Origin of the sequence: Legionella rubrilucens (assembly GCF_001468125.1) — a bacterium.
Classification (GTDB): domain Bacteria; phylum Pseudomonadota; class Gammaproteobacteria; order Legionellales; family Legionellaceae; genus Legionella_C; species Legionella_C rubrilucens.
Map to the genome: position 1 here is coordinate 467,107 of NZ_LNYT01000022.1, position 26,516 is coordinate 493,622.

Here is a 26,516-nt window from a genome sequence, read left to right on the forward strand (position 1 = left end):
TACTTAAAAAACGCTGAAATGTAAATAATTATTTCTTTTTGATTTGACAATGAACAAGAAATACCCGTTTGGTCAACGGCTTAACATGAAAGGAGGCGTAAGGCTCCATCCTCGATATAAAAGTGGATGCAGTTACGACCGGCTCGTTTACCTTTTAACAGTGCCATTTCTGCATTCGTTAACAGGTATTCAGGTCGTGTGGATTGAGGATCAAACCAGGTATAGCCAATTGTTACGCTGAAATTGATTTGATGGTGCGGTGTTTCGACAATAATCAGCGTCAGGTTGTGCTGAATTCTTTCAACGACAGTATGGATGTTGGCTGTGTTGTCGGTATGAATCAGGATAATGAAATCGGAAAAATCACTGCGGGCAATGGTGTCCTCTGCACGGCAGGTACGCATTAAGGTTTTTGAAATTTTTTTAAGAAGATCATCGCCGGCCTCAAAACCATGGTGTTCATTAATGGCTTTCAAACCATCAATGTCCACTGTAACCAGGCCAAACCCTTTTTGAGTTTCCAAACTTTCAGCGAGTTGATAGGCCAGTATTTTCTTAAAGCCGGTAAAATTCCAGGCCCGGGTTTTTTGATCCGTGAAATCCAGGCGTTGATCATAAGTCATTTCATCCAGAAGCATTTTTTGCGCTTTGGACAGGCGGCAATTATTAATTTCCGTTTCAGCCAGTTTAATGATGTCATTGAGATTGCTCAAATCGGTCAGGCAAAAGGTTCTTGGTTTGTTGTTGAGCAACACAACAGCCCCTATTTTTTTCCTTTTTTTACAGTAAATGGGGCAACTGACATAAAAGCGTATTTCTGCCCCTTCAAGAATGAGCGGGGTTTTGATGAACCGTTCATCGTTATGGGTGTCTTCGATAATCAGAATGTCGTCATTAATGTACTGGGTAAAAAGCGATAAATCCCTGTTTTTACCAAACACCTCTGTTGAGTTAATTAAATTAAATCGCTGACGCTTCTCGTCAAACAGGCTGATGGCGACAATGGGTACATCAAACAGTCGCTTGCTTAAGCTCACAAGACGGGTCAGGCTGTCTTCAATGGGGGTATCAATGATTTTACTCAATTGCTGCGTAATGATATGGATATCTGAGGAAAATGCTTTTTGCCCCATGATGAATCCTTATTCTGACTCGGCTACTATCAACTATAGCACGCAAAGCCGGGTATGCAGAGAAATCTGCTTATAAGTCAAGCTATTGGCCTTTCATTTAGCGTTATTTTTTGCGGTGGACAGGCATTCTTGAGCAATATGGTATAAAATTTAATAAATTTGTGCAAACTTATGTCTTCAGCCGTCTTCAAGGCGTAGATTAAAGTTATGGGCAGAAAGCCCGATATAAAACACGTGGACAGGGGGCAGCCCAAGGTTGGAGAAAAGGTTATGCAAAGTTATTCTTTATCTGAAATTCTATGTGAACGCATGCAGAATGCAGAAGAGGAACTTGGTTTCGTTGAGCGCATTATCCAACTGAACTGTAAGGAAATCGACACATGGGAATTCAGAGACCGAAAAGCCTTTGAAATCGGCAACATTGAAGAACTGGCCTTCAGCATCAAGCACAAGGGGCAGTGTCAACCTATTGTGATTGTGAGGGCTTCCGATGAATTTCGACCCAAAAGCGACCCGAGTGCCAAATACATCGTTATTGCCGGGTATCGCCGCTGGTCAGCCTGCAAACTCTATAATATTCCCGTCAAGGCTGTGCTAAAAGACTTAACGTTTAATCAGGCGATTTCGGTGCTGGTTTCTGAAAATGAAAAAGAAAACGTGTCGGATTATTCCAAAGGGATGTTTTACACCACACTTCTGCGAACTGAAAAAATCACTCAGGAACAGTTAAGCGACAAACTTGGGCTTAGTCCTTCGGTTTTGAGTAACTACCTGGCTTTTGCCCAGGTTCCCAACGAAATATGGGAGGCGGTTGGCGACTTGTCTCATGTCTCAGCCAAAACGGCTTCTGTCATCCGTGCCATCGCTAAAAAGGGCACAATCTATATCGAGGTTTTGTGTGAAATCGGCGATAAGATTGCCAAGGGATTTGGAGAAAAACGGATTAAGGAAGCGGTGGAAGAGCAATTGGATAAAAAATTAAAGCGGTCGCCGATTGATAAATTTAATAACCATCGTTTTAACTATCGAGGCAGACAATTGATGACTCTGCATCGCGGCACCATCAAGTTGAGCAATACCCTGGTCCAGCACGAACATTATGACAATCTGGTGGCCAATCTCGAAAAATTGCTGGCTGACTTTGCGGATTTCTATATCAACAAATGATCACTGCTTTTTTTCTTCCTCCTGATACAGGGCATCAGCCTGTTCCGCCTTTTTGGTGTTTTCAAGCAGTTGCTGCTCTTTCAACTGCTCTTGCCAGAAGTCATTCAACTGGGCTTTCAGGCGATTGAGAAAGCGAAACAGCTTGCCGAGATGGCCGGCGAGCATGGGAAGTTTATTCGGGCCGAATACCAGAAGCGCAATGATTAAGGTAAGCAGGAGTTCACCCGAGGTCATGATTTTTCGTCGTCTTCATTGAGCGCCTTACGAAAATTTTTAATGGCGCTGCCCAAGTCGGAGCCAATGTTTTTAAGTTTGCTGGTGCCGAAAAGGGCAATGACGATTAACAAAATAAGCAACAGCGACAAAGGACTCACTCCGCTTAGCCCCATCATTCACTCCTGTTTGTGCGGTTAACTAACATTATCATACCGCCAACCAGGGCGGCAATCAAAGCAACGGGCGCTATTTTATCAGGCTCAATCAAGTCAAGAAAACAGAGTGCGCTGATGGTCAGCATGGCGCTGAAAATACCAGCCCCAAGCCCTTTATTCCATGCCTGTTGCCGGTTTTGCGGAGGGTTGTCGGCGGAAAGCATTAATGAGCGTATTTTCTCCTCTTTACTGAGTACCAGAAGGTCATTAAGCAATCGCGGCATGTGTGGAAGTTGTTCCGCAAAGAAAGGCAGATTTTCTTTTAACCGTGCAAAAAACGCTTTGGGACCAATTTGTTCTTTAAGCCATTTTTCTAAAAAGGGTTTGGCTGTAGCCCAAAGATCCAACTCAGGATACAACTGCCGGCCAAGGCCTTCGATGGCCAGCAATGTCTTTTGCAATAACACCAGTTGCGGTTGAACTTCCATCTGAAAACGCCTGGCCACCTGAAATAGACGCAAGACGACCTGGGCAAAGGAAATGTCCTTTAATGGTTTTTCAAAAATGGGTTCGCAGACGGTACGAATGGCGCTTTCAAATTCCTCAATACGGGTATTTCGCGCAACCCAGCCTGATTCCACGTGCAATTGGGCAACGCGGCGGTAATCGCGGTTGAAGAAAGCATAAAGATTTTCAGCCAGGTAGCGCTTGTCATTCTCATTGAGCGTACCGATAATGCCAAAATCAATGCAGATGTACTGTGGGTCGTTGGGATGCTGCGTGGATACAAAGATATTGCCGGGATGCATGTCGGCGTGAAAAAAGCAATCGCGAAAAACCTGAGTGAAAAAAATTTCAACACCACGCTCGGCAAGCTTTTTAATGTCGATGCTGTAGTCGCGAAGGGTTGCTACGTCGGCGACGGGAATCCCGTAAATGCGCTCCATCACCAGGATATTTTCCCGTGTGTAATCCCAGAACACTTCTGGAATGTAGAGCAGCGGTGAATTGAAGAAATTACGACGCAATTGACCGGCATTGGCCGCCTCACGCTGCAAATCCAGTTCATTGAGCAGGCTGTGTTCAAATTCTGCAACGATTTCCTTTGGTTTAAGGCGCTTGCTTTCCGGCCAGTACCGATCCGCAAAATTGGCAATGGTGTGCATGATGCTTAAGTCGTTTTCGATGACTTTGCGCATGTTGGGACGCAAAATTTTCACCACCACCTCTTCACCGCTTTTTAAGCGGGCCGCGTGCACCTGGGCCATGGAGGCCGAGGCCAGCACCTGGGTGTCAAATTCAGCAAACACATCAAAGGCTGAGCGGCCATAGGCGGCTGCAATGATGGTCAGTGCCTGCTCACTGGGAAAAGGCGGCACTTTATCCTGTAGTTTGCAAAGCTCCAAAGCAATGTCTGCTGGCAAAATGTCGGGCCGAGTGGATAGCGCCTGACCAAATTTAATGAAAATAGGCCCCAGTTCTTCGAGGGTTTTACGCAAGGCTTCCCCGCGCGTTAAGGGCTGGCGGCGCCACCAGGTCCAGGGATTGAGGTAGACGATGAAACGAAACGGTGCAAACAAATGAATGGAGACGATGAGTTGATCAAGGCCATTACGTGCCAAAACCCAGTTAATGTAAAGCAGACGAAGAACTTGTTTAATCGATTTCATAGGCGGCCGCTAGTAAATTAATTCGTGCCATGAGACGCTCCACGTCGTGCCCCAGTTCATCGATGTCCCTGAAAAAATCCTCGATTTCCTCCCGAGAGGGGAAAAGCCTTAACTCGTCATGCAGGTAATGGTTTATATTATGCTGCATGGATTGTGTAAAATGGTTGGTGAAGGCCCGGCCGCGTTTCACTAAAGAGCCCAGCTGATGGGCGATCACATCCCCCGTAAAGTGGGCAAGATGCCCCTCCCAGTCAATGTCAAGTTCATCAAACAGCTTCTTAACCTGATAACCCAATTCCGTATCGCCTGAGAGCCTGATTTTATCATTAAACAGGGAGCGCGCTTTGGAGGCCGGCAGGAAACTTAAGCGGATTAACCCTAAAGGATTGCTGTGAATAACCGTGTCGGGATGCTCCGAACAACTGTCTAACAGCAGGAGCTGCTGATTTTCAAAGGTAATAAAAAAATGAATGTCGAGCGGTGAAACAACCACTTCTATCCGTTTGCCATGCAGGGCGGCAATTTTTTCCGGCATGGTATCATCCAGCGCCAGCGCGCCGTTAATGGCCGTCTGCAACGCTTTAAGCGAGTATTTTTTTATCATAACCCTCTCAGTATTTGTAGGCGATATGCAGGGCAACAATGCCGCCGCTTAAATTGTGATAATGACAATCCTCAAAGTCTGCGTTTTCAATCATGGTTTTTAATGTGTTCTGATCCGGGTGTTGCCGGATGGATTCTGCCAGGTATTGGTAACTGGCGGCGTCTTCGGCAAACCATTGCCCCAGTTTTGGCAGTATGGCAAAGGAATACCAATCATAAACCGGCTTTAAGCCCGGCAGGGTGGGTGTGGAGAACTCCAGTATCATCACCTTGCCTCCCGGTTTGCAGGTTCTGAACATCGAACGCAGGGCTTCATTTTTATCCGTGACATTACGAAGCCCAAAGCCCATCACAATGCAATGAAAACTGTTGTCGGCAAAAGGCAGGTATTGGGCATTGGCCTGGACATAATGAATATTGTCAAACAAACCCTCATCCAGCAGCCGATTGCGGCCGACGTCAATCATGGCGTCGTTAATGTCCGCGAGAATAACCTGCCCTTTCGGCCCTGCCTTTTTACTGAGCAGGCGGGTTAAATCGCCGCTGCCGCCAGCCAAATCAAGCACAACCTGTCCTTCACGAACCTGGCTTAATTCAATTGTGAAGCGTTTCCACACATGATGAATGCCAAGGGACATCAGGTCATTCATTAAATCGTAATTTTTAGCTACCGATTTGAACACCGCGCCGACTTTTTTTTCCTTTTCATCCCAGGCTACAGACTGGAAGCCGAAATGCGTGGTTTTTTGCTCATGAGTCATCAGAAGCCCTTCGATTAAACAAAGAAACAAGTTTACCGCAAATTGGTGTTAACTTCATGTGCCTGTTGCATGGATGCCCCGTTTTTAGAAAAATTGTGTAAACTAAATAAGATAGGTCTGTAAACCGGTTAATAGAGGGCTGCAGAACAGCCTCAGGCATTGGAATAAGGCTTCACCTATTTCTATTAAGCCTTTCACTGCGAGGAAAATGAATGGACTTTCCAGGTGTTGCCAAGTCACAGCTTGAAGACAGATTAATCAGTGAGTCCTATAAAGATTTTTATTTTATCATTCTGGCGGATTTCTTTGCCGTTATTTTATACTCCCTGATCTTAATACCCGTCATTACAAGCCCCTGGCTGCTCTTTTCCTGGGCTTTACTGATGATCACCGTTAATAATGGACTGCGTGCCCTCATGGTCTTTTATTTTAACCGCGAAGTCGCACAGTTCGGCCTGCGCAGCGCTTCATTCTGGAAAACCTATTTCGTGTTAAACAATACCCTGTCGGGTATTTTATGGGCCTTGGGAGGATTGCTGTTTCTGTATGTTGACGATGCACTATACCGCATGGTGATTTTCGTTTACTTAACCGGTTTGTTAGGCGCCCCGCTGGCTAAATTACTGACCCATATCGGCGCCTACCTTGGTTTTATGACGCCCATCGTGATGGTCATGCTTTTTTTATCCGTCTCAGTCATTCCCGGCTTCTCCCTCATGCTCTTTTTGGCCGTTGTCCTCTATGTGGCTCTCATTATTTTTGCCTCAACCAGTGCCAATCAGTTTTTACTGAAATCGATCTACCTTGAGCTCTACAGTTCCGCTCTGTTGCTGGATTTAAAACGCAGTGAAGAAAATTTTCGTAATACCATTGAAAATGCGCCCATAGGCATGGCGCTGGTGTCGCCCGAAGGGTACTGCATTCACGCCAACCGTACCCTTCAGGATACATTGGGCTACAGCGATAAGGAGTTAAAAAATAAAAACCTTCTGGATATTACCTATCAGGATGATTTAGGCATGACCAAGGAATCGATGGTTAAAATCATGAACGGCGACATGCGCATTTCCCATCTTGAAAAACGCTTTGTACGCAAAGACGGGAGTGTAATTTGGGCCATGGTGAGCCTGTCGTTAATTCGCGATGAAAAAGGCGAACCGCTCAATTTTATTCTGCAGATGAAAGATGTGAGCGATCGGATTCAAAATGAAGAAAAAATGCGGCAGCTTAATGAAAAAACACTGGAAACCCTAAACGAATTGAAGCTGCTGGAACATGACGAAAGCCTTTTAAATAAACTTAACCGCTCCCTTCAGATCTGTATTTCCGTTGAGGAGGCCTATCCTCGAATCCGTCTGGTGGCAGAGGAATTATTCCCCGAACTAAGCGGCGGCCTGATGGTGTTTAACAAGACAACGAATCAGTTGGAAACGGTTATACAATGGGGCGACCAGGAGCTACTAACGAAACAGTGCTTACCTCTGGATTGTTATGTTATCCGGGAAGCAGACATCATTGATGTGGATGAGCCTCAGAAGAGCATTCCCTGCAATCATTACGTCAGCCTGCCCCGGGGAGGTTCCATAGGGTTGCCAATGATTGTACAAAATGAATTAATCGGTGTGATTCACGTGTTTGCTCCTGCCCAAAGAAAACTAACTCAGCACCAGCGGGATATGGCGATTTCTTTTGGTAACATTGTAAAACTGGCTTTAGCCAATATTAATTTGCGAGCCTCACTCAATGAACTGTCCCTGCATGATCCGCTGACCAATTTATACAACCGCCGTTATTTAAACGATTTGTTATCCCGGGAATTGATTCGCCTTGCCCGTGAAAAAAGCACATTGTGTGTTGCCATGCTGGACCTCGATAATTTCAAAAAATTCAATGACACCTACAGTCATCTCGCGGGAGACGAGGTATTAAAAATAACAGGGCAATTGTTAAAGAAAAATTTCCGCGATACGGACATCGCTTTCCGTTTTGGAGGCGAGGAATTTGTGGTGGCCTTACTTAACACAACACTGGTGCAAGCGGCTAAAAAACTGGATCAGTTCCGTGAGCTGTTGAAAGAAACGCCGATTGTGTATAAAAACCAGCGGTTGTCCGAGATTACTATTTCAATCGGTGTCGCTGAGGCGCCACGGCATGGCGCGACCATTGACGAAATTATCAAAGCCGCCGATCAGGCACTGTATGAGGCGAAACAAACCGGTAAAGATCGGGTTAAAGTCTATAAAAGTGACATTTAACCCCTCACCACGGACAGCTAACGGAACGGTGCAATACGGTAGACGTGGTTTGAACCCGGCAAATTTGCTAAGCTCATTATTCCGTTCTGCAATCACTTGAAGCCCAAAACAATGACACCTTTGATAAAGTGTGCTTTTGCACCTTTGTTCAGTCTGTTTATTTTTCTTCTCGGCGCTGGATTTTTTTCAACCCTGCTGATTTTAAAAATGACGCTGGAGCAGGCTTCAACCTGGTTGATGGGGGCGATAACCAGTGTGTTTTATATCGGTGTGGTGGCGGGTTCGCTTCGCACGGAACAGATTATTCTCCGGTTGGGGTATCGCAGCGCCTATGGGCTTTTTTCGCTCATTCTGGCCATGTGCTGCCTATTGCACGGGTTCTTCTATGAGCCTGGCTTGTGGCTGGTTTTGCGTTTTATTGCCGGCTTTGTGATGGCTGGCGTTTATGTCGTAATTGAAAGCTGGTTGTTATCGGTGAGTTCGATCCGCAATCGTGGTCAGGTCATGGCCTGGTACATGATTGCATTTTACAGTGCCCAGAGTGTTAGCCAGTTTATCCTCTGCCTTAAGGACACAGCGCCCTTTCTTCTTTATGGATTAGCGGCTCTGCTCAGTGTGATTTCGGTCATTCCAATCGCTTTTTTAGCCAGCCGGATTCCCAGGTTAACCGCGTCTTCCTCATTGCCCAGGATTGCTTTGTTGAAAGCCTCCATACCGGGATTGACCGGGGCGCTGGTTTCAGGACTGATTATGGGTGTTATCTACGGTTTATTACCGGTTTACCTCAGCGCATTATCAGGCGGTGTGTCCTTGGTAGCCACCTACATGTTTGCGGTGATATTTGGCGGTATGTTGCTGCAATATCCATTAGGCAAATGGTCTGATCAGCGTGACCGGCGTCAGGTCCTTATGCGAATTACCGTTCTGACCATGCTGACGCTGCTGTGTTTGATTGGTTTTAAAGGCCCATCGGTCTGGCTTTTTGGTTTGATGATGCTTTTTGGCGGGCTTACTTTCGCACTTTATCCCATCAGTGTCAGTGATGCCTGTGATGCATTAGGTCCGGAGGACATTGTGGCGGTAACGCAAACCCTGCTGCTGGCCTACAGCGTAGGAGCCATGGTGGGGCCGGTTATTGCTTCATTGTTTATGCAGGAGTTGGGGAACCGCGGGTTATTCATTTACTGCATCATGGCTTGTGCGGCAACACTGCCGATGTATGCACAAAAAAGAGAACGGCTTCCACCGGGCGAGTTTGTCAGGACAGGGCGTCTTCCACTTGATTTAAAGAAGCCGGATTGAGCAGCCATTGAATCTGTGTATTAAGATCAATATCTATCTGCGAAGGCTCTTCAATGTCTCGCGATTCGTATGCATTTTCTTCAGGGAACGCGGTTTTAAAGTCCCGCATTCGCTGTTGACGCTGTTCATGCAGCCAGACAATTTGCGGTGAGAAAAGCCTCAGCATACCCTGCACCCAGCGATCCAATACCTGCCAGTATTCGCTGTCGTTAAGCGTCATTTTAAACCGTCTGATAAAACCGGCGACGTGGCGGGCGTCGTAAATGATATCGGAAGAAACCCAGCGGTTGACGGTAAACAGGCGGATGGGTTGTCCGTAACAATTCATGGCAATGGCGACCAAATGGGTCATGGGATTGTCCATGTACTTATCCCAGTCAGGCAAGGCGGTGGGCTTAATCTTTGCCGGAATGCCTTTATACCTCAGAAAACAATGGAAATGTCCATGCTCCATGCTTTCAAAATTTTCACGATGGCAGTGGTAGAAATACTGAGCTCCCGTTTGATGATCAATGCGATCGCCTTTGGGGTAATGATTCATGGATACATGTTTGCGTTTTTTCTCAAGGGTGTAGTGAATGATATTCCTGCCCCTGGCTGTCGTCATTTGTTGCTGGCTTTCAAGCACCTGCCTTGCGGCACGCAGCAATTGCGATTGCTGAAAAGCACTTAAGTCTGGAAGAGAAAAATTCGGCATGGGTCATTTCGTTAAAGAGAAGAAGCACAGGGAAACAGCCGCCATGACTGTTCCCCTGACATGAATCAGCTGCCGCTGCAACCGCCACAGCCTTTGCAACCGCCGCAACCTTTGCAGCCGTTACAACCTTTACAGCCTTTGCAACCGTTACAACCTTTGCAACCGTTACAGCCTTTACAACCAGTTACTTGAGTGCCTGCCGTATCATTTGCATAGGCAGCAGGAGCAACCGTAGCAGCAGATAAAGCAGTTAATAAAGCGGCAACAGCAACAGTTGATTTTTTCATGATAAGTCTTCCTTGAAAGTAAGTTAAGAACATGAAGCCACTTAAAGAGTAGCAGAAAAAAAATAATTTTTCTTACCTCCTCAATAAAAAAATGAGTCTGTTTTAAAGAGGTTATGGACAGTGTGTTAAAAGTTAGCGAATAGCGTTTTAAAAGGAGACAGGGGGAAGGGAAACAGCGGGATGGCTGTTTCCCGATACCGGTGAATTAAGACTGAGGGGCCTGATTGGCATTGCCAGGATTGCTGGGGTTATTTGAACCGGTGTTACTGGCTGGCGTATTTTGCTGACCGGGGTTGGCTTGATTTTGAGTCGTATCCGTCGTTTGTTGTTGACTGGGTTGGCTGGGATTCGCCGCATTGGCATCCGCGTAAGTTTGAGTTTGTGTCGCATGGGATTGAGTGCTGGTCTCTGCATTGGCATTGGGTTGGGCAGAAACGGCGGTTGCAGCGAAAATGGCCAATAAAGCAATTACTTTTTTCATGATCTCTCCATCGATTTTCATTTGGGAATGCCTCTAGCCGATACAGCCCATCAAGAGGCAGACTCACTATAGCGGTTAATGGCTGAATTTGACAAGAGTTTCTTGTTTATCAAGGAATTAGTTAAGGTTGCAACAGTGATTTGACGGCCAGAAGGTATTGGTTTTCATCCGGATAACTGCCGGTACGCTGCGCCTGCCAGAGGCATTCAGCCAGTTTCTCAAGCAGCAGGTGTTCAACTGCCAGTCTATCCTGGTATTTTGCAAGTAATTGTTGATAAGCCGCGACAATGCCTGCGGGACGATTGGTAGCCAATTGATCGCGGACTGCCAGGTGAAGCCCCATGTGCAGAAAGGGATTGGTCTGACCTAATTCGGGAAAATAAGCCTGTTCGTTTTCAGGGATGGGGTTTTCCAGCAGGGCCTGGTATTCAGGATGATCGGCAATGACATTGACAATCTGCTGTTCCAGGGGCAGTAAGGGCATTGCATGGCGGTGCTTATGCCAGCTTGAATAAAACATTTGCCGGGTGTCTTTCACATTGTCGCCGTAAAACATGGTTGCCTCGTTTTGCCAAAACGTTGAGTTTACTGCATTGAATCGTTAACAACAAACGCAATCTGCTGGAATTGTTGACAATCAAGCGCGGCTTGTGAGATAGTTTCGCCTGCGAGGTTGGACTTGCTATGTGTCATTCCACTGGGTCAATTGGCGACACACTGATTGGCCCTTTCTATTTTTCTGCCTATCCTCTTTTTTTATTGGTATTTTTTTCTTCAATTTAGCCGAATAATGTGATTATATCGAGGTTTTCAATGGACGGAGATTACCATGCGATTTTTTACAGGCTTCTTTAACTCGGCTGTTTCTGGCCAGTCAACCGACCGGTTTGTCAAACCGGACAGTGATTTTGATTATCAATCCAGTACGCACATCAATATCGTCAATCAGCAGGTGGCGCGTTTCAGCAAGGCATTGGCTGATTTGCAAACGGTTGATGCTCATATCCTTGTCGGCACTGGGGCTGCCGTCGTTTCGTGGTTGACCTGCGGGTTTCTTCCCTTGGCTACGGTAGGAATGGTAGCCAGTGTCTACGTGGGTTATTGCGCCCGCTCTCGAAAAGAATATGCCAATGATTACAAAAAAGCCCTTGACGATTTGATTGCCGTTTATCAATGGGCGATGGGAAAAAACAGCGACAAGATGTGGTACAAGCTTGGCCAAAAGGATCTTCAGAATCTCATTGTGACACTGGGTCCCTGGGTGAATACCGACACCATTCATACCTGGAGAAAGGAGGATCTTCAACCTTCAACGCTCGCTAAGCTCACCACTGGCCGTCGGGCTGAAATTTCGGAAGAAACCGAAAGGCAATTACTCCGTCTTGCAGAAGGTGTCCACATGAATTCAACCCAATTCCGTCTTTACGGTGAAGGGAGTGTGGATACCTTGCTGAGCAGCATCAAGGACAATGCCATGGCAAAATTAACCGAGTTGGCTACGGGCCCTAAACAATCCTAGATTAAAACTGGCTGCCCGCCAGTTTAAGGCTTAAACAGATCATCAATAAGCCGCTGCACAATTCCACGCGCCGCCACACGGTGGTGCGGGACAACACGTCGGAAAAATAATGGGTCGTGAATGTCAATGAACCGAACCATAACAGGCTGGAGGTGGCTACTCCCAGTACAAAGGCTTTTTGATGTTCGGGGAATTGGGCGCTGTTGGTGCCGATAATGACTAAGGAATCAATAATGGCATGGGGATTAAGCAAGCTGAATCCCAGCGCGAGCAGAATGATTTGTAAGCGATTGCTGCCTTGCTGATCGGGCAACTGGGATTTTGCCGATTGCGACTGAAAGGCATTTTTTAAAGCCTGACTGCCGTAATACATCAGAAAAGCCACACCAAACCACGTCATTCCTACCTTCAATTGCGGGTGCAATTCCAGGACATGGTACAAGCCTGCTACGCTGCCGCAGACTAAAATAAGGTCGCAACAGAAACACACCAGCGCAGACAAAATGGCGTGTCGACGTTGTGCACCCTGGCGAATTAAGAACACATTTTGAGGGCCTAAGGCCATGATCAGGGAGAGACCGAGTACTAAACCATTAAAATAAACCAACATGATTATTTCCTCCTCAAATTGCGAATCCAGGCATTATCTCTGAAAACAGGCTATTATAGAAATTAATAATTTTGATTATTGATAAATTTGACTTATGAGACTTGATCATCGTGGATTACAGGCTTTAGATGCTGTCATTAACACCCAAAGCTTTGCCGCCGCCGCAGAGCAATTGTTTATTACGCAGCCAGCGATAAGCCAGCGCATCAAGCAACTGGAAGTGATGATGGGGCAGCCTTTGCTGATTCGAACTCATCCTTACAGGGCGACTCCTCTGGGTGAAAAAATGCTGGGCTTGCTTCGCCGCATTCATCTGCTTGAAGAGCACTTTCTTCAGGAAATTGAACAGGATTTACCTGCTCGGTTGTCAGTAGCCCTCAATCGTGACAGTCTGGAAACCTGGTTTACTCATTTGCTGGCGGATTTGCGCTTTCTTGAAAAAGTGAATCTCGACATCATTACCGATGATCAGGAATTAACGCTGGACTATTTCCGCAAGGGGGCGGTTTCTGCCTGTGTATCGAGCCATGATAAAGCGTTACCCGGTTGTGAATGCGCCCTTTTGGGGCATATGGATTATTTACTGGTCGCCTCGCCAGCATTCATCGAACGCTACTTCGAGAATGATGCCGCAATGGAAGACAATCTCTACCATGCGCCCCTGCTGGTTTTTGACAGCCGTGATCGTCTTCATGAGCGTTTTTTTACCCACTTTTTTAAAAAAGCCCTGTTGCCCAAGCGTTACAATATGGTCCCTTCCGTACAGGGGTTTAGGGAGTTTGCTATCCAGGGATATGGCTTTGGTCTTATTCCGAGTCTGGACATTACCAGCGAACTGGCGGAGGGCCTTCTTAAGGAAATCTGCCCCGGCAAACGCTGGCTCATGCCGCTGTATTGGCATTACTGGCAATTGCCAGCGCTTCATTATCAGGAATTCATTGAGACCATTATCCACGGCGCCAGCCGTTACCTCATTTGAAGCGGTTTACTCAAGGCAAACCATGATTTTTCCCTCCTCGATACGGGTGGGATAAATCTTTAAAGACTTGGATGAGCTGACTTTCCCTAACAGTTTGCCGATGGCGGGTGGCCAGGGCGACCAGCAGGCCACCTCCCCGCTGTCTAAATCAAATTCACTTTTATGAAAAGGACAGACAATGGTGTTTTGTTCTGTGATTTTGCCTTTCGCCAGCGGCAGTTTGAAATGCGGGCACTGCGACGACAGCGCATGGACCTTGTCTTTGTGCCACAGAAATAGAATTTTGTTGCCGTCAATGCTTGCCACATGCCGTTGCTGATTCTGTAACAGTTCCAAGGCGAGTGCTTCCTTCCAGATCATGATGATTCTCCTTCCAAAGAAAGCCAACAGAATACCAGCCGGAGGCAAAGAAGTCAGTCAAAAAAACCATTTTGTGTAAATAAAAAACAATTTAACAACATTTAATAAATACTGCAGCAATCATCATTGCAAGTTCTCTACCGAGGGGTATAAAATGCTTGATTATTTTTCTTGTCTGTCGCTGTTTAAGGTAAGCATATTAAGGAGGGGGCGTGCGCTCTTTGTTGAAAAACAACGCAATTTTTGCGATTTTATTCATGAGTGTGATTTCATTCGTCAATGCATCGTACGCTGCGAAAGCCAGTGATGAAACCTCAAAAGCAGCGGCTGAACCGGTAACCACGTCCAATGAGGCCCAATCAAACGAGGCCCAATCCATTGTTCCCGAAGAAGTGAAACCGGTTCCCAAACAGGACGTGACAGCAGAAACAGGGACGCCACAGGAAAAAATCGCGGAGCCCTTGATCGACGGCTACTACCCCGCCTACCCCCAAACCAAAGCACCAGCGGATGACGTTCAGAAAAAACTGATTGAGCGCGGCGAATACCTGGCTAAAATGGGTGATTGCATTGCCTGCCATACCAATGTGAAGGGCGGTACGCCTGCCTTTGCCGGAGGGTTGCCGATCAATACGCCTTTCGGTACGTTTTACAGCCCCAATATCACCCCGGATAAAGAAACCGGCATTGGTAACTGGACTGAAGACGATTTTATCCGTGCCATGAGAGAAGGCCGTGATCCCAAGGGCAGAAATTATTTCCCGGTTTTCCCCTACATTTACTTCTCAAAGACCACAGACGACGATTTACGCGCGCTTTATGCGTATTTCATGAGTCTTCCGCCAGTCAAGCAGGAAAATAAATCGCTTCCTTTCCCATTCAATGTTCCAGGAGCCCGGTTTTCTTTATGGGGATGGAATCTGTTGTTCTTCTTCCCTGAGGAAGACGCCATTGAATACCAAAGTGATAAATCACCGGCCTGGAACCGCGGCAAATACATAGTTGACAGTTTAGGGCATTGCAGCATGTGCCATACGCCGCTCAACATTTTTGGTGCACCAAAGGATCGCTATTATTTGACTGGCAGTTTCATTGATGGTTACTGGGCTCCCAACATCACCAAATTCGGTTTGCGCTCAGCGAGCCGCTACGAAGTGGCGGATGTGTTCCTGAAAGGGGAGCTTATCAATCGTGCCGGCCCTGTCGCAGGTCCCATGGCGGAGGTCAATCACAACAGTTTAAGTTATCTGACTGAAGAAGATCGTCTGGCGATTGCAACCTATTTAAAGACTGTTGTCAGCGAGGAGTCTCTGGGTGTTTCTCCATCCGAGCAGCAACCTACCCTGAAACGCGGTAAACAGGTTTATGTCAATGCCTGCATCATTTGCCACCAGGATAATAAAATGGGTGCTCCCGTCATTGGGGATGGTGCAAACTGGTATCGGCGTCTCAAAGACAGCGGCCTGACAGGGCTGTATCGCCATGCCATTAACGGCTATAACAGCATGCCGGTTAAAGGGGCCTGCGTAACCTGCAGCGACAACGACATCATGGCGGCCACGGATTATATTTTAAACAAATCGCTGTCCCGCTCCCAATGGACGGATTTGGACAATGCCGGTTCGCAAAAATACCCGTCGAGCGGAAAGGCTGTTTACAATGAAAACTGCGGCATGTGCCATGACGATGGCAAACAAGGCGCGCCGAAAATTGGCGACAAAGCCATCTGGAAACCGCTGCTGCAGAAAAACATGGATGTCTTAATCAAGCAAACGGTAAGTGGTGAATACCATCCCAAAAACGGGGGCTGCAAGCATTGCACAACGGGTGAAGTGATTGAAGCTATCAAATACATGGTGAGCCAATCGAAGGAAGAGGGAAACTATTCCTTGTGGTAAGGGCGATTGGTGGTAAATAGGGTTATAAGAAAAATTAATCATCAGGCTGGTTACCGCAACCAGCCAATAAGAATAAGGTGAGGAATGGGGATGCGAAACAGGTTTAAGGCTGGCGGATTGCTTGCCGCTGCCGGAGTCGGGCTAATGACAACTCAAACGGCCGCTGCAGCAGCAGACACGTGGCAGTTAAATATGTACAAAGGTGTGACGCCTTTAAGCCATGACATGTATTTCCTGCATACGACATCGATGATTGTGTGTGCATTGATTGGTATCGTGGTGTTTGGCGTGATGATTTATTCGCTTATTCATCATCGCAAATCCGTAGGTTACAAACCGGCAACCTTTCATGATAACCCGCGTCTTGAAATAATCTGGTCAGTGATTCCCTTCCTGATTCTTATTGCCTTAGCCATTCCCGCCACAACTATCCTGATGCGGCTTGAAGACAGCAGTGATTCTGACGTCACCATTAAGGTCGTTGGATCTCAATGGAAATGGCAATACCAATACCTGGATCAGGGGATTAGTTTTTTCAGTAATCTCGCCACGCCCTATGATCAGATTCAAAACAAACAAAAAAAAGAACAGTGGTATCTGCTGGAGGTGGATAAACCGCTGGTGGTTCCTGTTAACCGTAAAATAAGGTTTTTGGTGACCTCAACGGATGTGATTCATTCCTGGTGGGTACCTGAGCTTGGCGTCAAGCGCGATGCTATGCCTGGATTCATGCACGAGGCCTGGGCCCGTATCGAAAAACCGGGGGTTTATCGCGGTCAATGTACCGAATTATGCGGTATTAACCATGCCTATATGCCGATTGTAGTGCAGGCTGTGAGCGATGAAGAATTTAAGCAATGGGTCGATGCACAGGTGAAAGTGGAAGATATTTACGCAGCCGGCGCGGACAAACCCAAAGAACAGGTTAAAATGACCCGCGAAGAACTGATGACTCTGGGTAAAACCAAATACGAGGCCATCTGTGCGGCCTGCCATAAAGCTGATGGTAAAGGTTTGCCGCCCATGTTCCCACCATTGAAGGGCAGTTCGATTGCCGTCGGTAAACCCATCAGCCGACACATTGCCCTGGTGCTTGATGGCGTTCCAGGTTCAGCCATGCAGGCTTACAAAGACCAACTGACGGATCAGGAAATCGCGGCCGTGGTAACCTACGAGCGAAATGCCTGGGAAAATAATACCAATGACGAAGTGCAGCCTGCCGATGTGGCTAAGGTACGATCCGGTGAGGTTCAGGCACCTAAAATAGTGAAAAAAGCGCAAGCTGGAGGTTTACGATGAGTCAAACATTGGCACATGATCTCGACCACCATGATGATCATGATCATGGACCAGAACAAGGCAAAGGGTTTATCGGTTTTGCCAGACGATGGTTATTTACCACCAACCACAAAGACATTGGCTCGCTTTATCTTTGGATAGCGATGTTGAGTTTCTTTTTAGCCGGTGGCATGGCATTGATCATTCGTGCGGAATTATTTCAGCCCGGCCATCGTTTTGTTGACCCCAATTTCTTTAACCAGATGACTACCATGCATGGCCTTATCATGCTTTTTGGGGTGGTAATGCCTGCGTTTACCGGTATGGCGAACTGGCAAATTCCGATGATGATTGGTGCACCAGACATGGCCCTGCCGCGTCTAAACAACTGGAGTTTCTGGATACTGCCGTTTGCGTTTGCGTTGTTGTTTTCAACCATGTTCCACAGCGGCGGCGGCCCCAATTTCGGTTGGACAATGTATGCTCCCCTGTCAACCAAATATGCTCCGCCCAGCACCGATTTCATGATCTTTGCAGTGCACATGATGGGTCTGTCTTCGATCATGGGATCTATCAACATCATTGCCACTATTCTGAATATGCGTGCTCCCGGCATGACCTTGATGAAAATGCCGATGTTCGTCTGGACCTGGTTGATCACAGCGTTTCTGCTGATTGCGATCATGCCGGTTCTGGCTGGTGCAGTCACCATGATGTTGGCTGATCGTCATTTTGGTACCAGCTTTTTTGACGCGGCAGGCGGCGGTGATCCGATTTTATTCCAGCATGTTTTCTGGTTTTTTGGACATCCGGAAGTTTACGTTCTGATATTGCCGGCTTTTGGCGTGATCTCTGAAATTATTCCTACCTTCAGCCGCAAGCCATTGTTTGGTTATCATTTCATGGTGTATGCAACGGTCAGTATTGCGCTGCTTTCATTCATTGTCTGGGTCCATCATATGTTCACCACCGGTGTGCCGCTTGGTGCTGAATTGTTCTTTATGTATGCGACCATGCTGATTTCGGTTCCCACAGGCATTAAAGTCTTTAACTGGGTCAGCACCATGTTTAAAGGCGCCATGACGTTTGAAACGCCCATGCTGTTTGCGGTAGCCTTTGTGTTCCTGTTCACTATCGGCGGTTTTACCGGGTTGATGCTTGCACTGGTACCTGCGGATTATCAATACCAGGATACCTATTTTGTTGTAGCTCATTTCCATTATGTTCTGGTTCCCGGCGCTATCTTCTCCTTGATGGCAGCCACGTACTATTGGCTACCGAAATGGACGGGGCACATGTACAACGAGTGTTTGGGTAAATGGCATTTCTGGTTGTCAGCCATTTCAGTAAATATTGCCTTTTTCCCCATGCACTTCCTGGGACTGGCTGGTATGCCAAGACGTATTCCTGACTATGCGTTGCAGTTTACCAACTTCAACATGGTATCTACCGTGGGTGCATTTATTTTTGGTTTCTCACAGCTGCTGTTTTTATACAACGTGTTCATGACGGTTAAGCGGCGCCATGAAGGCAAGCGCTTGGATGCACGAGTATGGGAAGGGGCTCATGGTTTGGAGTGGACATTGTCTTCACCGCCTCCATATCACAGCTTCACCACGCCGCCAACGGTTCCCTAGCGGATAGACGGTTAATGCCTGCAGGCATTAACCGCTTCATGTATTGAATGAACGAGCAGGCGGGTAACGCAGTGAAAGGTCATAAAAAATTAGTGTTGTTATTGTCACTCATTGTACTTGGCATGTTTGGATTTGGATTTGCTCTGGTGCCCATTTATAACAGCCTTTGCCAAACGTTGGGGATCAATGGCAAAACTAACAATAAGGCAGCGGCTTATAATAGTGCACAGGCTTTTGTGGATAAAAACAGGGTGGTGACAGTGCAATTTGTCTCAACCAGTAACAGCAGTTTACCCTGGGCCTTTTATCCAAAAGTAACCCGGATTAAAGTGCACCCCGGCGAAATTGCCAAACTTGCTTTTTATGCGGAGAATAAAAGCAATTTCCGGATGACTGTACAGGCAATACCCAGCGTAACGCCCGGAATTGCCGCAAAATATTTAAAGAAGACAGAGTGCTTTTGTTTTACCCAGCAAACCTTGAATGGACACGAGGCGATGGATATGCCTTTGCTGTTTCATCTTGATAACGACTTGCCGGGGGAGATAAAAACAATCACCTTGTCTTATACCTTATTCGATGTGACTAATCGTGTAATTAATTGACTCTGGATTGACTGCGGTTATCCAGGCGAATAATAAAGAGGAGAAAGAAACCCATGGGAGCGCACGGTACTTATTACGTCCCTAAGCCTAGCCATTGGCCGCTGGTCGGCTCCATTGGCCTGACCACCACGTTGGTCGGCGCTGCGTCATGGCTGCATGATGACTGGTATGGCCCTTATATTTTCTTTGCCGGACTCTGCATCCTTGTGGGCATGATGTTTGGTTGGTTTGGCCAGGTCATTTATGAAAATGAAAAAGGACTTTATGACCTCCAGGTCGATCGTTCTTTCCGTTGGGGTATGTGCTGGTTTATTTTCTCAGAAGTGTGTTTCTTCGGCGCTTTTTTCGGTGCTTTGTTTTTTTGCCGCTATTGGTCAGTTCCTCTGCTCGGCGGAGAAATGCACCCAATTACTCACTACACCTTGTGGTCTGATTTTGTGGCGCAATGGCCGCTTTTGCAAAATCCCAATAACCAAACCTTTGTGGGGGCTTCTGAAGCCATGGGGGCATGGGGGCTTGCCGCAATTAACACGTTAATCCTGCTTACTTCCGGTGCGACCATTACCTGGGCGCATTGGGCATTAAAGCTCAATAAGCGAAAGCAACTCATCGTGGGCATGGTCTTAACCATTTTACTTGGTATGTTGTTCCTTGGCTTGCAATCCTATGAATACCATGAAGCCTATACCGAAATGAATCTGACCCTGGATGCCGGGATTTATGGTACGACCTTCTTTATGCTGACTGGCTTCCATGGCTTGCACGTGACCATCGGAACCATCATGTTGATTGTTATTCTTATCCGCTGTATCAAAGGCCATTTTACCCCGGAACGGCATTTTGCCTTTGAAGCGGTTGCCTGGTACTGGCACTTTGTGGATGTGGTCTGGCTTTTTCTGTTTATCTTTGTTTACTGGCTCTAGGCAGCCTGCCAGGCGCGCAGCAAAACCCGCGCGCCTAAAGTTTGGTATTCACCAGAAAGCCAGGTTGATAATTAATGTGAAGAATTTCAAAGGTATAGGTAAACTGGTAATGGCTGTAGCGGGTATGAGTTATCTGGGCCTCACCACGAAAAAACTTAGAAATAAAGGCAACAGGACTCCCCTTGTCAATATACTCTGTGGAGGTAACTACCAGTTCGTTTTCTGACAATACAACAAGACTGCATGAAATTTCCCTATTTTCAAATTTAATGGTAACTTTTACTTCATGAACGGGTTGAATTTGCATCTAAATCTCCCTTCATTGTTAATTATAGGTAGAAATAGAAGCCGTGATTGGTATTCTGGGGTTTATTTTCATCAATGGAAAGTCGTTTCAGCATAAAATGCGCAAAATTATACCAAAATGGATGTGAAAAATAAATAAACAGTCAGGGCAATTTTTAATGGCTAGGCCAAAGGCTCATTATCGACTCGGACCTGATAAATTCATCAATAAGGTTTTTCTTAACCGCTACCTATCAGCCAATCGTCTGGATATACTCAGGAATGCATTCGTAGGGCATGGGTTTTGAAAATAAAAATCCTTGATAAAAATCAATGCCATACTGCTGGATGATCTGGAGTTCCTCATTGCTTTCTATTCCTTCGCAGATCATTTTTATCTTTAGTTTTGTGGCCATTTCGCCTATTTTTTCCAGTATGATTTGCTTAAATTCATTGGTATGAATCTGATGAACCAATTCATAATCCAGTTTGATGTAATCCGGCTGTAACTCCGTGAGTAAATTTAAGGAGCTGTAGCCTGAGCCTAAATCATCAAGCGCGACGCCATAACCCTGATTTCGGTAATAATCAATTATTTTTAATAAATGCCTTTTATCCTTCACCTCATCGCTTTCCGTAACTTCAAATACAATCTGCGAAGGCTGAATCCCGGTTTTCTTCAAGGATTGATTCGTAGTCGTCAGGCAAAAAAGTGGATCGTAAATGGCAGTTGGGTTGAAATTAATGAATAATTTCTTTTCAGAAACATCGATTTTACTCATGTTTTCTATATGGCAGATGCGGGCGTTTTTATCTAATAAGAAAAGCAACTCACTGGATTTTGCCGCGCCAAACAGAGCTGCAGGGGAGATAATGGCCGTATCCCCCTGCTTTCCTCTCAGCAGGCACTCAAAACCATAGGGTTTAAGGGTATCACTGTGTAAAATGGGTTGGCAGAAAGTGGTTAAACCCTGATTGGTGATGAGTTCCACCAGCCATTGGGACAAACACAAACCGACCACTTTTTTTAATGAATGCGTGTGATTCAATACCCGCTCAATGTGCTTGTCAGGAATATCCAGGGGCAGCAAAACGGCCTTGCTGTCTTCAAGCTCTGCCTGAGAAAAACAGCATTCCAGGGCATGCCCTAAGTCTTTGGCTTCTTCAGAAGAAAAAAACAACTCAATTATTTCCCCGTCCTTTGTGTTGAATGCATAATGACACTGGGTCAGGTGATTGATCAATTTTGAATAACAATGGCCTCGCGGAGGTGAAATAAGCAGCTGGTAGGCTCCAGACAGTCGATAGGTAGCTGTGGAATCACATTTTTGACAAGGCATCGTCTTTCCCTGATTGACTATTCTTCCTTTCTTGTGAGTATAGATCGCTTTTTACGAAGACTGGTCAAAAGCCAATGCAAAACAGGGATGCTATGACGGTTACGCAGGCAAGAAACCTCGGTTGCAGTCTAGGGAATATACCCCGTTGTGGCTATTACTATCCCAACATTTGCTGCAAAACAGCCTGTAACTCATGATCTGAATTGTAATGAATCACCAATGACCCTTTTCCTGACTTGCCCTGTTTGAGTTTTACTTTGGCTTTCAAGTGTTGTGAAAGATGATGTAACTGATTTTTTACCTCGGGATGAACGTCAACTGCTGCGGCTAACGGCTGAGGTTTGCCTTCTTTGATTCGTTTGACCAGTTGTTCCGTTTCACGAACCGATAAATTTTTAGCCACGATGAGCTGGGCTGCCTGATTTTGCTGTTCATCGTTTAGAATCAGCAGGGCGCGGGCATGGCCCATGTCCAAATCGCCATGCTCCAGTAAACGTTTCACTTCATCCGATAATGTTAAAAGGCGGAGAAAATTGCTGACGGCGGTTCTTGATTTAGCGAGTAAATCAGCCACTTGCTGATGTGTCAGGGCAAATTCATGGGTTAGGCGGTGCATGGCCCTGGCTTGATCGAGTGCATTTAAATCTTCCCGCTGCAGGTTTTCGATAAGGGCAATGGCCATGGCTGTTTCATCATCGACCGTGCGGACAATGACCGGTACTTCGGTTAATCCTGCCAACTGCGAGGCACGCCAACGGCGTTCACCGGCAATGATTTCATAACACTGGTCATTAAGGGGTCTCACAATTAACGGCTGCAACAGCCCCTGTTGGCGGATTGATTCGGCCAATTCTGCGAGCGTGTCCTCGGAAAAATCAGTACGCGGCTGGTACTTACCCGGCTTAAGGCAGGCCGGTGACAGGGTCAAAGGCGAATCGGGGTTCTTAGTCTCAGGCGCCGCTGTCTGCCCTAAGAGAGCCGATAAATTTCGACCTAAACCACCACGTTTAACTGCCATAATGCACCTCTGATTTAACCGGTTACTGTCTGCTTGCTGATGACTTCTGAAGCTAAAACCATGTAGGCTGCGGCCCCAGGCGACGATTTGTCATATTGCAGGGCGGGCATACCGTGGCTTGGTGCTTCAGCAAGACGTACGTTGCGCGGTACAACCGTGCGGTAGACTTTGTTGCCAAAGTGCTCCAGTAATTGCTTGGATACTTCGGCACACAGACGATTGCGCGCATCATACATAGTCCGCAGCAGACCTTCAATGTGCAAGCGGGGATTAACTGCCGATTTAATCTGCTCAATGGTTGACATCAGGGCGGCCAGGCCCTCCAGCGCATAATATTCACATTGCATGGGAATCAGCACCGAATCGGCTGCGACCAGCGCATTGATGGTCAATGTGTTTAGGGTCGGAGGGCAGTCAATCAAAATAAAATCATAATTGCTTAATAGCGGCTGCAGGGCTTTGAAAAGGAATGTTTCACGGTGGTTTCTTTCCATGAGACTGACCTCGGCCACCGTCAAATCGCCATTGGCAGGAATTAAATCGTATCCGTAGACCGTTTTTAAACAGGCCTGTTCTGCCAGACAATCCCTGAGAATCACATCATTGCTGCTGTGAACCAGTTCATTCTTGTTAACACCTGAACCCATGGTGGCATTGCCCTGGGGGTCAAGATCAATGAGCAGTACCGCCTGGCGGTTCGCGGCGATGGAAGCAGACAAATTGATGGCGGTCGTCGTTTTTCCTACGCCACCTTTCTGGTTAGCAATGGCAATGACTTTCGCCATGGTGTTGTATCCTTGATTAGTGATTGTTGATAATGACCGCGCATCGTTCCCCATCAAGACCGGGAACAGTGTAAGGATGGACCTGGTATGGGAAATCAATCATGGCCAATTCTGTCTCGGGGTAACGGCCCTTCATCGCGAGCCAGAGACCGTCTTTTGCCACCAGATGCTTAGTCCAGCCAACCATTTGCGCCAAATCGCTAAATGCCCGACTTATTACTGTATCAAAAGCAAGGGAAGGGTGGTAGTTTTCTGCCCGGGATTGTATGATTTCAATGTTATCGAGCTGCAATTGCCTTTTGACTTCCTCAAGAAAACGGATTTTTTTGCCATTGCTGTCAAGTAAGACGAGACTTAACTCAGGGCGGGCGATGGCCAGCGGGATTCCCGGTAAGCCCGGTCCGGTGCCCACATCAATCAGGGATTGGCCGTGCAGAAAAGGCAAAATGGCCAAACTGTCCAGAGCGTGGCGGGTAACCATGGCCGGCACATCGCGGATGGCTGTCAAATTGTAAACATGATTCCATTTTTCCAGCAATAACAAGTAAGCCAGCAGGGGTTCGCTGAAATCAGGCAATCCCAGTTGTTCAAGTCCTTCGCGCAAAAGAGGGGCAGGCGGTCTTAGTGCTTTCATGCAGTTGTCCGTTGTTTTTTAAGGTGAATTAACAGCAGCGATAAAGCGGCAGGTGTCACGCCGGAAATGCGCCCGGCCTGTGCCAGAGTGACCGGCTTAATGCGCGTTAGTTTTTGCATGACTTCCGTCGATAAACCAGTGACCTGACTGTAATCGAAGTCGGCCGGCAACTGGGTATTATCGTGTTTGCGCAGACGTTCAATTTCCAGTTGCTGACGCTCAATGTAGCCTGCGTACTTGCTTTGAATTTCAACCTGCTCAGATACATCCGCCGGCAAAACAGGCAGATCAAAGGCAGCAATGCTTTGTAATTGGTGGTAAGTGATTTCCGGTCGTTTCAATAATTCAGCGGCACGGCAATCCTGCTGCAGGGGTTTTTCGAGCAGCGGCTGAAGCAGATCATTGTGACTGACACGAATGAGTGTGTCTTTCAAGGCGGCCTGCGCCCGTTCAATGGCTTCCCGTTTCTCACAAAATGCCTGCCAGCGTTGCTGAGACACCATGCCCAATTGATAGGCTTTTTCTGTCAGGCGCAAATCGGCATTGTCTTCGCGCAGTAACAGACGGTATTCCGCGCGCGAAGTAAACATGCGATAGGGTTCCTGAGTCCCGCAGGTAATCAGATCATCGATAAGGACGCCAATATAAGCCTCATCGCGGCGAGGACACCACAAGGCCTTCTCCTGAACCTGCAATGCCGCATTCATGCCGGCAATGATGCCCTGCGCGGCGGCCTCTTCATAGCCGGTGGTGCCGTTAATCTGGCCGGCAAAAAACAGGTTGGCTATGGGTTTGGTCTGCAGATAGGGAGTTAAACCGCGCGGGTCAAAATAATCGTATTCGATGGCATAGCCCGGGCGGGTGATGTGGGCATTTTCAAAGCCTTTAATGGTGCGGACGAAAGCGACCTGCACCTCAAACGGCAGGCTGGTCGAAATGCCGTTGGGGTAAATCTCATCGCTGGTCAGCCCTTCCGGTTCAACAAAAATCTGATGGGATGATTTATCAGCAAAGCGCACCACTTTGTCTTCAATAGACGGGCAGTAACGGGGCCCCACGCCTTCAATAACCCCGGCGTACATGGGCGATTGATGCAGGTTTGCCTGAATGATTTCATGGGTCTTTGCGGTGGTATGCGTAATGTGGCAGGGCAATTGCTGGGGGTGCATGCCGGCATGACCCAGGAACGAGAAGACGGGTACCGGCGTGTCCCCAGGCTGTTCTTCCATCTGGGAGTAATCCAGCGAGCGGCTGTCGATGCGCGGCGGTGTGCCGGTTTTTAAACGGCCGACGGGTAACTCCAGCTCGCGTAACCGCTTCGCCAGGGCAATGGCAGGCGGATCGCCTGCACGACCGCCGGCATAATTGTTCATACCGACATGAATCTTCCCGCCAAGAAACGTTCCGACAGTCAGGACCACCGCTTTGGCGCGCAAGGTTAAACCCAGTTGAGTGACCACGCCGGTGACCCGTCCCTGTTCAATGATCAAATCATCCACGGCCTGTTGAAAAAGGGTCAGGTTCGCCTGCCGTTGCAGACGCTGTCGTATGGCCTGACGGTAAAGCACCCGATCCGCCTGAACACGGGTTGCCCGCACGGCAGGGCCTTTGGAGGCATTCAGGATGCGAAATTGAATCCCTGCCTCATCGGCTGCTAAGGCCATGACACCGTCCATCGCGTCAATTTCCTTAACCAGATGGCCTTTGCCAATGCCGCCGATGGCCGGATTACAGGACATCTGCCCCAGTAAATCCATGTTATGGGTTAAAAGCAGGGTTTGGCACCCGAGGCGTGCCGCTGCCATAGCGGCTTCAGTGCCGGCATGGCCGCCGCCGATAACAATCACGTCATAGTGTTTATCAAGATTCATGGTCGCAAGGAAATTGAACAACAAATTGTGCAATTATACACTTTTTT

28 protein-coding genes are annotated in these 26,516 nt (G+C 47.3%); 10 read left to right on the plus strand and 18 right to left on the minus strand.

Going from position 1 to position 26,516, the window contains the following annotated elements:
• Positions 1 to 80 precede the first annotated feature (80 nt).
• Complete coding sequence (locus Lrub_RS13900; protein ID WP_058532693.1) at positions 81 to 1,133, minus strand: sensor domain-containing diguanylate cyclase; 1,053 nt, start codon at positions 1,131 to 1,133, stop codon at positions 81 to 83.
• 270 nt (positions 1,134 to 1,403) lie between these two features.
• On the opposite strand from Lrub_RS13900, the gene Lrub_RS13905 reads away from it, so the two are divergent.
• On the plus strand, positions 1,404 to 2,300 hold the full coding sequence (locus Lrub_RS13905) for a ParB/RepB/Spo0J family partition protein (protein ID WP_162263148.1): 897 nt from the start codon (positions 1,404 to 1,406) through the stop codon (positions 2,298 to 2,300).
• On the opposite strand, the gene Lrub_RS13910 is transcribed toward Lrub_RS13905, so the two are convergent.
• From Lrub_RS13910 to ubiE, 5 genes are read right to left on the minus strand one after another with little or no spacing between them, the layout of a single operon-like run.
• Positions 2,301 to 2,534 (minus strand): Sec-independent protein translocase subunit TatA/TatB, encoded by a 234-nt coding sequence (locus Lrub_RS13910; protein WP_058532695.1) that lies wholly within the window; start codon positions 2,532 to 2,534, stop codon positions 2,301 to 2,303.
• Positions 2,531 to 2,689 carry a twin-arginine translocase TatA/TatE family subunit gene (tatA, locus tag Lrub_RS13915; protein ID WP_058532696.1) on the minus strand — a complete coding sequence of 53 codons (159 nt, stop codon included), beginning with the start codon at positions 2,687 to 2,689 and terminating at the stop codon, positions 2,531 to 2,533. Before tatA ends, Lrub_RS13910 begins: the two co-directional genes overlap by 4 nt.
• A complete protein-coding gene (gene ubiB, locus Lrub_RS13920) occupies positions 2,689 to 4,341 on the minus strand; it encodes a ubiquinone biosynthesis regulatory protein kinase UbiB (RefSeq protein ID WP_058532697.1) in 1,653 nt (550 codons plus the stop codon). The genes tatA and ubiB overlap by 1 nt, the downstream gene beginning before the upstream one ends.
• Positions 4,328 to 4,945, minus strand: a complete 618-nt coding sequence (locus Lrub_RS13925; RefSeq protein WP_058532698.1) for a ubiquinone biosynthesis accessory factor UbiJ — start codon at positions 4,943 to 4,945, stop codon at positions 4,328 to 4,330. Before Lrub_RS13925 ends, ubiB begins: the two co-directional genes overlap by 14 nt.
• A 7-nt stretch (positions 4,946 to 4,952) precedes the next feature.
• The gene (gene ubiE / locus Lrub_RS13930; RefSeq protein ID WP_058532699.1) at positions 4,953 to 5,705 is read right to left on the minus strand and encodes a bifunctional demethylmenaquinone methyltransferase/2-methoxy-6-polyprenyl-1,4-benzoquinol methylase UbiE; all 753 of its coding nucleotides are present in this window, start codon (positions 5,703 to 5,705) and stop codon (positions 4,953 to 4,955) included.
• A gap of 212 nt (positions 5,706 to 5,917) precedes the next feature.
• Between ubiE and Lrub_RS13935 the strand changes: the two genes are divergently transcribed.
• Positions 5,918 to 7,960, plus strand: coding sequence for a sensor domain-containing diguanylate cyclase (locus tag Lrub_RS13935; RefSeq protein WP_058532700.1), 2,043 nt, complete (start codon positions 5,918 to 5,920; stop codon positions 7,958 to 7,960).
• Positions 7,961 to 8,071: 111 nt separating this feature from the next.
• Positions 8,072 to 9,262, plus strand: coding sequence for an MFS transporter (locus Lrub_RS13940; protein WP_058532701.1), 1,191 nt, complete (start codon positions 8,072 to 8,074; stop codon positions 9,260 to 9,262).
• On the opposite strand, the gene Lrub_RS13945 is transcribed toward Lrub_RS13940, so the two are convergent.
• The 4 genes from Lrub_RS13945 to Lrub_RS13960 form a co-directional block, all read right to left on the minus strand.
• Positions 9,219 to 9,959 carry a DUF6969 family protein gene (locus Lrub_RS13945; RefSeq protein ID WP_058532702.1) on the minus strand — a complete coding sequence of 247 codons (741 nt, stop codon included), beginning with the start codon at positions 9,957 to 9,959 and terminating at the stop codon, positions 9,219 to 9,221. The genes Lrub_RS13940 and Lrub_RS13945 overlap by 44 nt on opposite strands.
• A 65-nt stretch (positions 9,960 to 10,024) precedes the next feature.
• Positions 10,025 to 10,246 carry a hypothetical protein gene (locus tag Lrub_RS13950; protein ID WP_058532703.1) on the minus strand — a complete coding sequence of 74 codons (222 nt, stop codon included), beginning with the start codon at positions 10,244 to 10,246 and terminating at the stop codon, positions 10,025 to 10,027.
• 205 nt (positions 10,247 to 10,451) lie between these two features.
• Positions 10,452 to 10,727, minus strand: a complete 276-nt coding sequence (locus Lrub_RS13955) for a hypothetical protein (RefSeq protein WP_058532704.1) — start codon at positions 10,725 to 10,727, stop codon at positions 10,452 to 10,454.
• A gap of 121 nt (positions 10,728 to 10,848) precedes the next feature.
• The gene (locus Lrub_RS13960; RefSeq protein WP_058532705.1) at positions 10,849 to 11,283 is read right to left on the minus strand and encodes a DUF1841 family protein; all 435 of its coding nucleotides are present in this window, start codon (positions 11,281 to 11,283) and stop codon (positions 10,849 to 10,851) included.
• Positions 11,284 to 11,556: 273 nt separating this feature from the next.
• Here Lrub_RS13960 and Lrub_RS13965 point away from each other — a divergent pair, with 273 nt between their 5' ends.
• The gene (locus tag Lrub_RS13965) at positions 11,557 to 12,246 is read left to right on the plus strand and encodes a hypothetical protein (RefSeq protein WP_058532706.1); all 690 of its coding nucleotides are present in this window, start codon (positions 11,557 to 11,559) and stop codon (positions 12,244 to 12,246) included.
• A gap of 1 nt (position 12,247) precedes the next feature.
• Here the strand turns inward: Lrub_RS13965 and Lrub_RS13970 are convergent, their stop codons facing one another.
• Positions 12,248 to 12,856 (minus strand): LysE/ArgO family amino acid transporter, encoded by a 609-nt coding sequence (locus Lrub_RS13970; protein ID WP_058532707.1) that lies wholly within the window; start codon positions 12,854 to 12,856, stop codon positions 12,248 to 12,250.
• 94 nt (positions 12,857 to 12,950) lie between these two features.
• Here Lrub_RS13970 and Lrub_RS13975 point away from each other — a divergent pair, with 94 nt between their 5' ends.
• A complete protein-coding gene (locus Lrub_RS13975) occupies positions 12,951 to 13,835 on the plus strand; it encodes an ArgP/LysG family DNA-binding transcriptional regulator (protein WP_058532708.1) in 885 nt (294 codons plus the stop codon).
• Between the two features lie 6 nt (positions 13,836 to 13,841).
• On the opposite strand, the gene Lrub_RS13980 is transcribed toward Lrub_RS13975, so the two are convergent.
• On the minus strand, positions 13,842 to 14,195 hold the full coding sequence (locus Lrub_RS13980) for a Rieske (2Fe-2S) protein (protein ID WP_058532709.1): 354 nt from the start codon (positions 14,193 to 14,195) through the stop codon (positions 13,842 to 13,844).
• Between the two features lie 212 nt (positions 14,196 to 14,407).
• On the opposite strand from Lrub_RS13980, the gene Lrub_RS13985 reads away from it, so the two are divergent.
• The 5 genes from Lrub_RS13985 to Lrub_RS14005 all read left to right on the plus strand — a co-directional run bounded on the left by Lrub_RS13985 (position 14,408) and on the right by Lrub_RS14005 (position 20,536).
• Positions 14,408 to 16,093 (plus strand): c-type cytochrome, encoded by a 1,686-nt coding sequence (locus tag Lrub_RS13985; RefSeq protein WP_237760822.1) that lies wholly within the window; start codon positions 14,408 to 14,410, stop codon positions 16,091 to 16,093.
• A gap of 90 nt (positions 16,094 to 16,183) precedes the next feature.
• The gene (coxB, locus tag Lrub_RS13990; RefSeq protein WP_058532710.1) at positions 16,184 to 17,392 is read left to right on the plus strand and encodes a cytochrome c oxidase subunit II; all 1,209 of its coding nucleotides are present in this window, start codon (positions 16,184 to 16,186) and stop codon (positions 17,390 to 17,392) included.
• Entirely contained in the window at positions 17,389 to 19,008 is a 1,620-nt protein-coding gene (gene ctaD, locus Lrub_RS13995; protein WP_058532711.1) for a cytochrome c oxidase subunit I, read from the plus strand. Before coxB ends, ctaD begins: the two co-directional genes overlap by 4 nt.
• 47 nt (positions 19,009 to 19,055) lie before the next feature.
• The gene (locus tag Lrub_RS14000) at positions 19,056 to 19,613 is read left to right on the plus strand and encodes a cytochrome c oxidase assembly protein (protein ID WP_058532712.1); all 558 of its coding nucleotides are present in this window, start codon (positions 19,056 to 19,058) and stop codon (positions 19,611 to 19,613) included.
• A gap of 53 nt (positions 19,614 to 19,666) precedes the next feature.
• Positions 19,667 to 20,536 (plus strand): cytochrome c oxidase subunit 3, encoded by an 870-nt coding sequence (locus tag Lrub_RS14005; RefSeq protein WP_058532713.1) that lies wholly within the window; start codon positions 19,667 to 19,669, stop codon positions 20,534 to 20,536.
• Positions 20,537 to 20,570: 34 nt separating this feature from the next.
• Here the strand turns inward: Lrub_RS14005 and Lrub_RS14010 are convergent, their stop codons facing one another.
• The 6 genes from Lrub_RS14010 to mnmG all read right to left on the minus strand — a co-directional run bounded on the left by Lrub_RS14010 (position 20,571) and on the right by mnmG (position 26,469).
• Positions 20,571 to 20,843 carry a hypothetical protein gene (locus Lrub_RS14010; protein WP_058532714.1) on the minus strand — a complete coding sequence of 91 codons (273 nt, stop codon included), beginning with the start codon at positions 20,841 to 20,843 and terminating at the stop codon, positions 20,571 to 20,573.
• A 232-nt stretch (positions 20,844 to 21,075) separates the two neighbouring features.
• The gene (locus tag Lrub_RS14015) at positions 21,076 to 22,161 is read right to left on the minus strand and encodes an EAL domain-containing protein (protein ID WP_058532715.1); all 1,086 of its coding nucleotides are present in this window, start codon (positions 22,159 to 22,161) and stop codon (positions 21,076 to 21,078) included.
• A gap of 157 nt (positions 22,162 to 22,318) precedes the next feature.
• The gene (locus Lrub_RS14020) at positions 22,319 to 23,179 is read right to left on the minus strand and encodes a ParB/RepB/Spo0J family partition protein (RefSeq protein ID WP_058532716.1); all 861 of its coding nucleotides are present in this window, start codon (positions 23,177 to 23,179) and stop codon (positions 22,319 to 22,321) included.
• 14 nt (positions 23,180 to 23,193) lie between these two features.
• Complete coding sequence (locus Lrub_RS14025) at positions 23,194 to 23,964, minus strand: ParA family protein (RefSeq protein ID WP_058532717.1); 771 nt, start codon at positions 23,962 to 23,964, stop codon at positions 23,194 to 23,196.
• A 16-nt stretch (positions 23,965 to 23,980) separates the two neighbouring features.
• Positions 23,981 to 24,598, minus strand: coding sequence for a 16S rRNA (guanine(527)-N(7))-methyltransferase RsmG (gene rsmG, locus Lrub_RS14030; RefSeq protein WP_058532718.1), 618 nt, complete (start codon positions 24,596 to 24,598; stop codon positions 23,981 to 23,983).
• Positions 24,595 to 26,469, minus strand: a complete 1,875-nt coding sequence (gene mnmG / locus Lrub_RS14035; protein ID WP_058532821.1) for a tRNA uridine-5-carboxymethylaminomethyl(34) synthesis enzyme MnmG — start codon at positions 26,467 to 26,469, stop codon at positions 24,595 to 24,597. Before mnmG ends, rsmG begins: the two co-directional genes overlap by 4 nt.
• Positions 26,470 to 26,516: the final 47 nt, after the last annotated feature.

Coding starts and splice junctions, on each gene's coding strand:
- Lrub_RS13900 (WP_058532693.1), bottom strand. CDS start 1,133: ATGGGGCAAAAAGCATTTTCCTCAGATATCCATATCATTACGCAGCAA.
- Lrub_RS13955 (WP_058532704.1), bottom strand. CDS start 10,727: ATGAAAAAAGTAATTGCTTTATTGGCCATTTTCGCTGCAACCGCCGTT.
- ubiB (WP_058532697.1), bottom strand. CDS start 4,341: ATGAAATCGATTAAACAAGTTCTTCGTCTGCTTTACATTAACTGGGTT.
- Lrub_RS14025 (WP_058532717.1), bottom strand. CDS start 23,964: ATGGCGAAAGTCATTGCCATTGCTAACCAGAAAGGTGGCGTAGGAAAA.
- Lrub_RS14010 (WP_058532714.1), bottom strand. CDS start 20,843: ATGCAAATTCAACCCGTTCATGAAGTAAAAGTTACCATTAAATTTGAA.
- Lrub_RS13965 (WP_058532706.1), top strand. CDS start 11,557: ATGCGATTTTTTACAGGCTTCTTTAACTCGGCTGTTTCTGGCCAGTCA.
- coxB (WP_058532710.1), top strand. CDS start 16,184: ATGCGAAACAGGTTTAAGGCTGGCGGATTGCTTGCCGCTGCCGGAGTC.
- Lrub_RS13960 (WP_058532705.1), bottom strand. CDS start 11,283: ATGTTTTACGGCGACAATGTGAAAGACACCCGGCAAATGTTTTATTCA.
- Lrub_RS13935 (WP_058532700.1), top strand. CDS start 5,918: ATGGACTTTCCAGGTGTTGCCAAGTCACAGCTTGAAGACAGATTAATC.
- Lrub_RS13910 (WP_058532695.1), bottom strand. CDS start 2,534: ATGACCTCGGGTGAACTCCTGCTTACCTTAATCATTGCGCTTCTGGTA.
- Lrub_RS13925 (WP_058532698.1), bottom strand. CDS start 4,945: ATGATAAAAAAATACTCGCTTAAAGCGTTGCAGACGGCCATTAACGGC.
- Lrub_RS13950 (WP_058532703.1), bottom strand. CDS start 10,246: ATGAAAAAATCAACTGTTGCTGTTGCCGCTTTATTAACTGCTTTATCT.
- Lrub_RS13905 (WP_162263148.1), top strand. CDS start 1,404: ATGCAAAGTTATTCTTTATCTGAAATTCTATGTGAACGCATGCAGAAT.
- mnmG (WP_058532821.1), bottom strand. CDS start 26,469: ATGAATCTTGATAAACACTATGACGTGATTGTTATCGGCGGCGGCCAT.
- Lrub_RS13975 (WP_058532708.1), top strand. CDS start 12,951: ATGAGACTTGATCATCGTGGATTACAGGCTTTAGATGCTGTCATTAAC.
- Lrub_RS14005 (WP_058532713.1), top strand. CDS start 19,667: ATGGGAGCGCACGGTACTTATTACGTCCCTAAGCCTAGCCATTGGCCG.
- rsmG (WP_058532718.1), bottom strand. CDS start 24,598: ATGAAAGCACTAAGACCGCCTGCCCCTCTTTTGCGCGAAGGACTTGAA.
- ubiE (WP_058532699.1), bottom strand. CDS start 5,705: ATGACTCATGAGCAAAAAACCACGCATTTCGGCTTCCAGTCTGTAGCC.
- Lrub_RS13970 (WP_058532707.1), bottom strand. CDS start 12,856: ATGTTGGTTTATTTTAATGGTTTAGTACTCGGTCTCTCCCTGATCATG.
- Lrub_RS13980 (WP_058532709.1), bottom strand. CDS start 14,195: ATGATCTGGAAGGAAGCACTCGCCTTGGAACTGTTACAGAATCAGCAA.
- Lrub_RS14015 (WP_058532715.1), bottom strand. CDS start 22,161: ATGCCTTGTCAAAAATGTGATTCCACAGCTACCTATCGACTGTCTGGA.
- Lrub_RS14000 (WP_058532712.1), top strand. CDS start 19,056: ATGAACGAGCAGGCGGGTAACGCAGTGAAAGGTCATAAAAAATTAGTG.
- Lrub_RS13945 (WP_058532702.1), bottom strand. CDS start 9,959: ATGCCGAATTTTTCTCTTCCAGACTTAAGTGCTTTTCAGCAATCGCAA.
- Lrub_RS14020 (WP_058532716.1), bottom strand. CDS start 23,179: ATGGCAGTTAAACGTGGTGGTTTAGGTCGAAATTTATCGGCTCTCTTA.
- tatA (WP_058532696.1), bottom strand. CDS start 2,689: ATGGGGCTAAGCGGAGTGAGTCCTTTGTCGCTGTTGCTTATTTTGTTA.
- ctaD (WP_058532711.1), top strand. CDS start 17,389: ATGAGTCAAACATTGGCACATGATCTCGACCACCATGATGATCATGAT.
- Lrub_RS13940 (WP_058532701.1), top strand. CDS start 8,072: ATGACACCTTTGATAAAGTGTGCTTTTGCACCTTTGTTCAGTCTGTTT.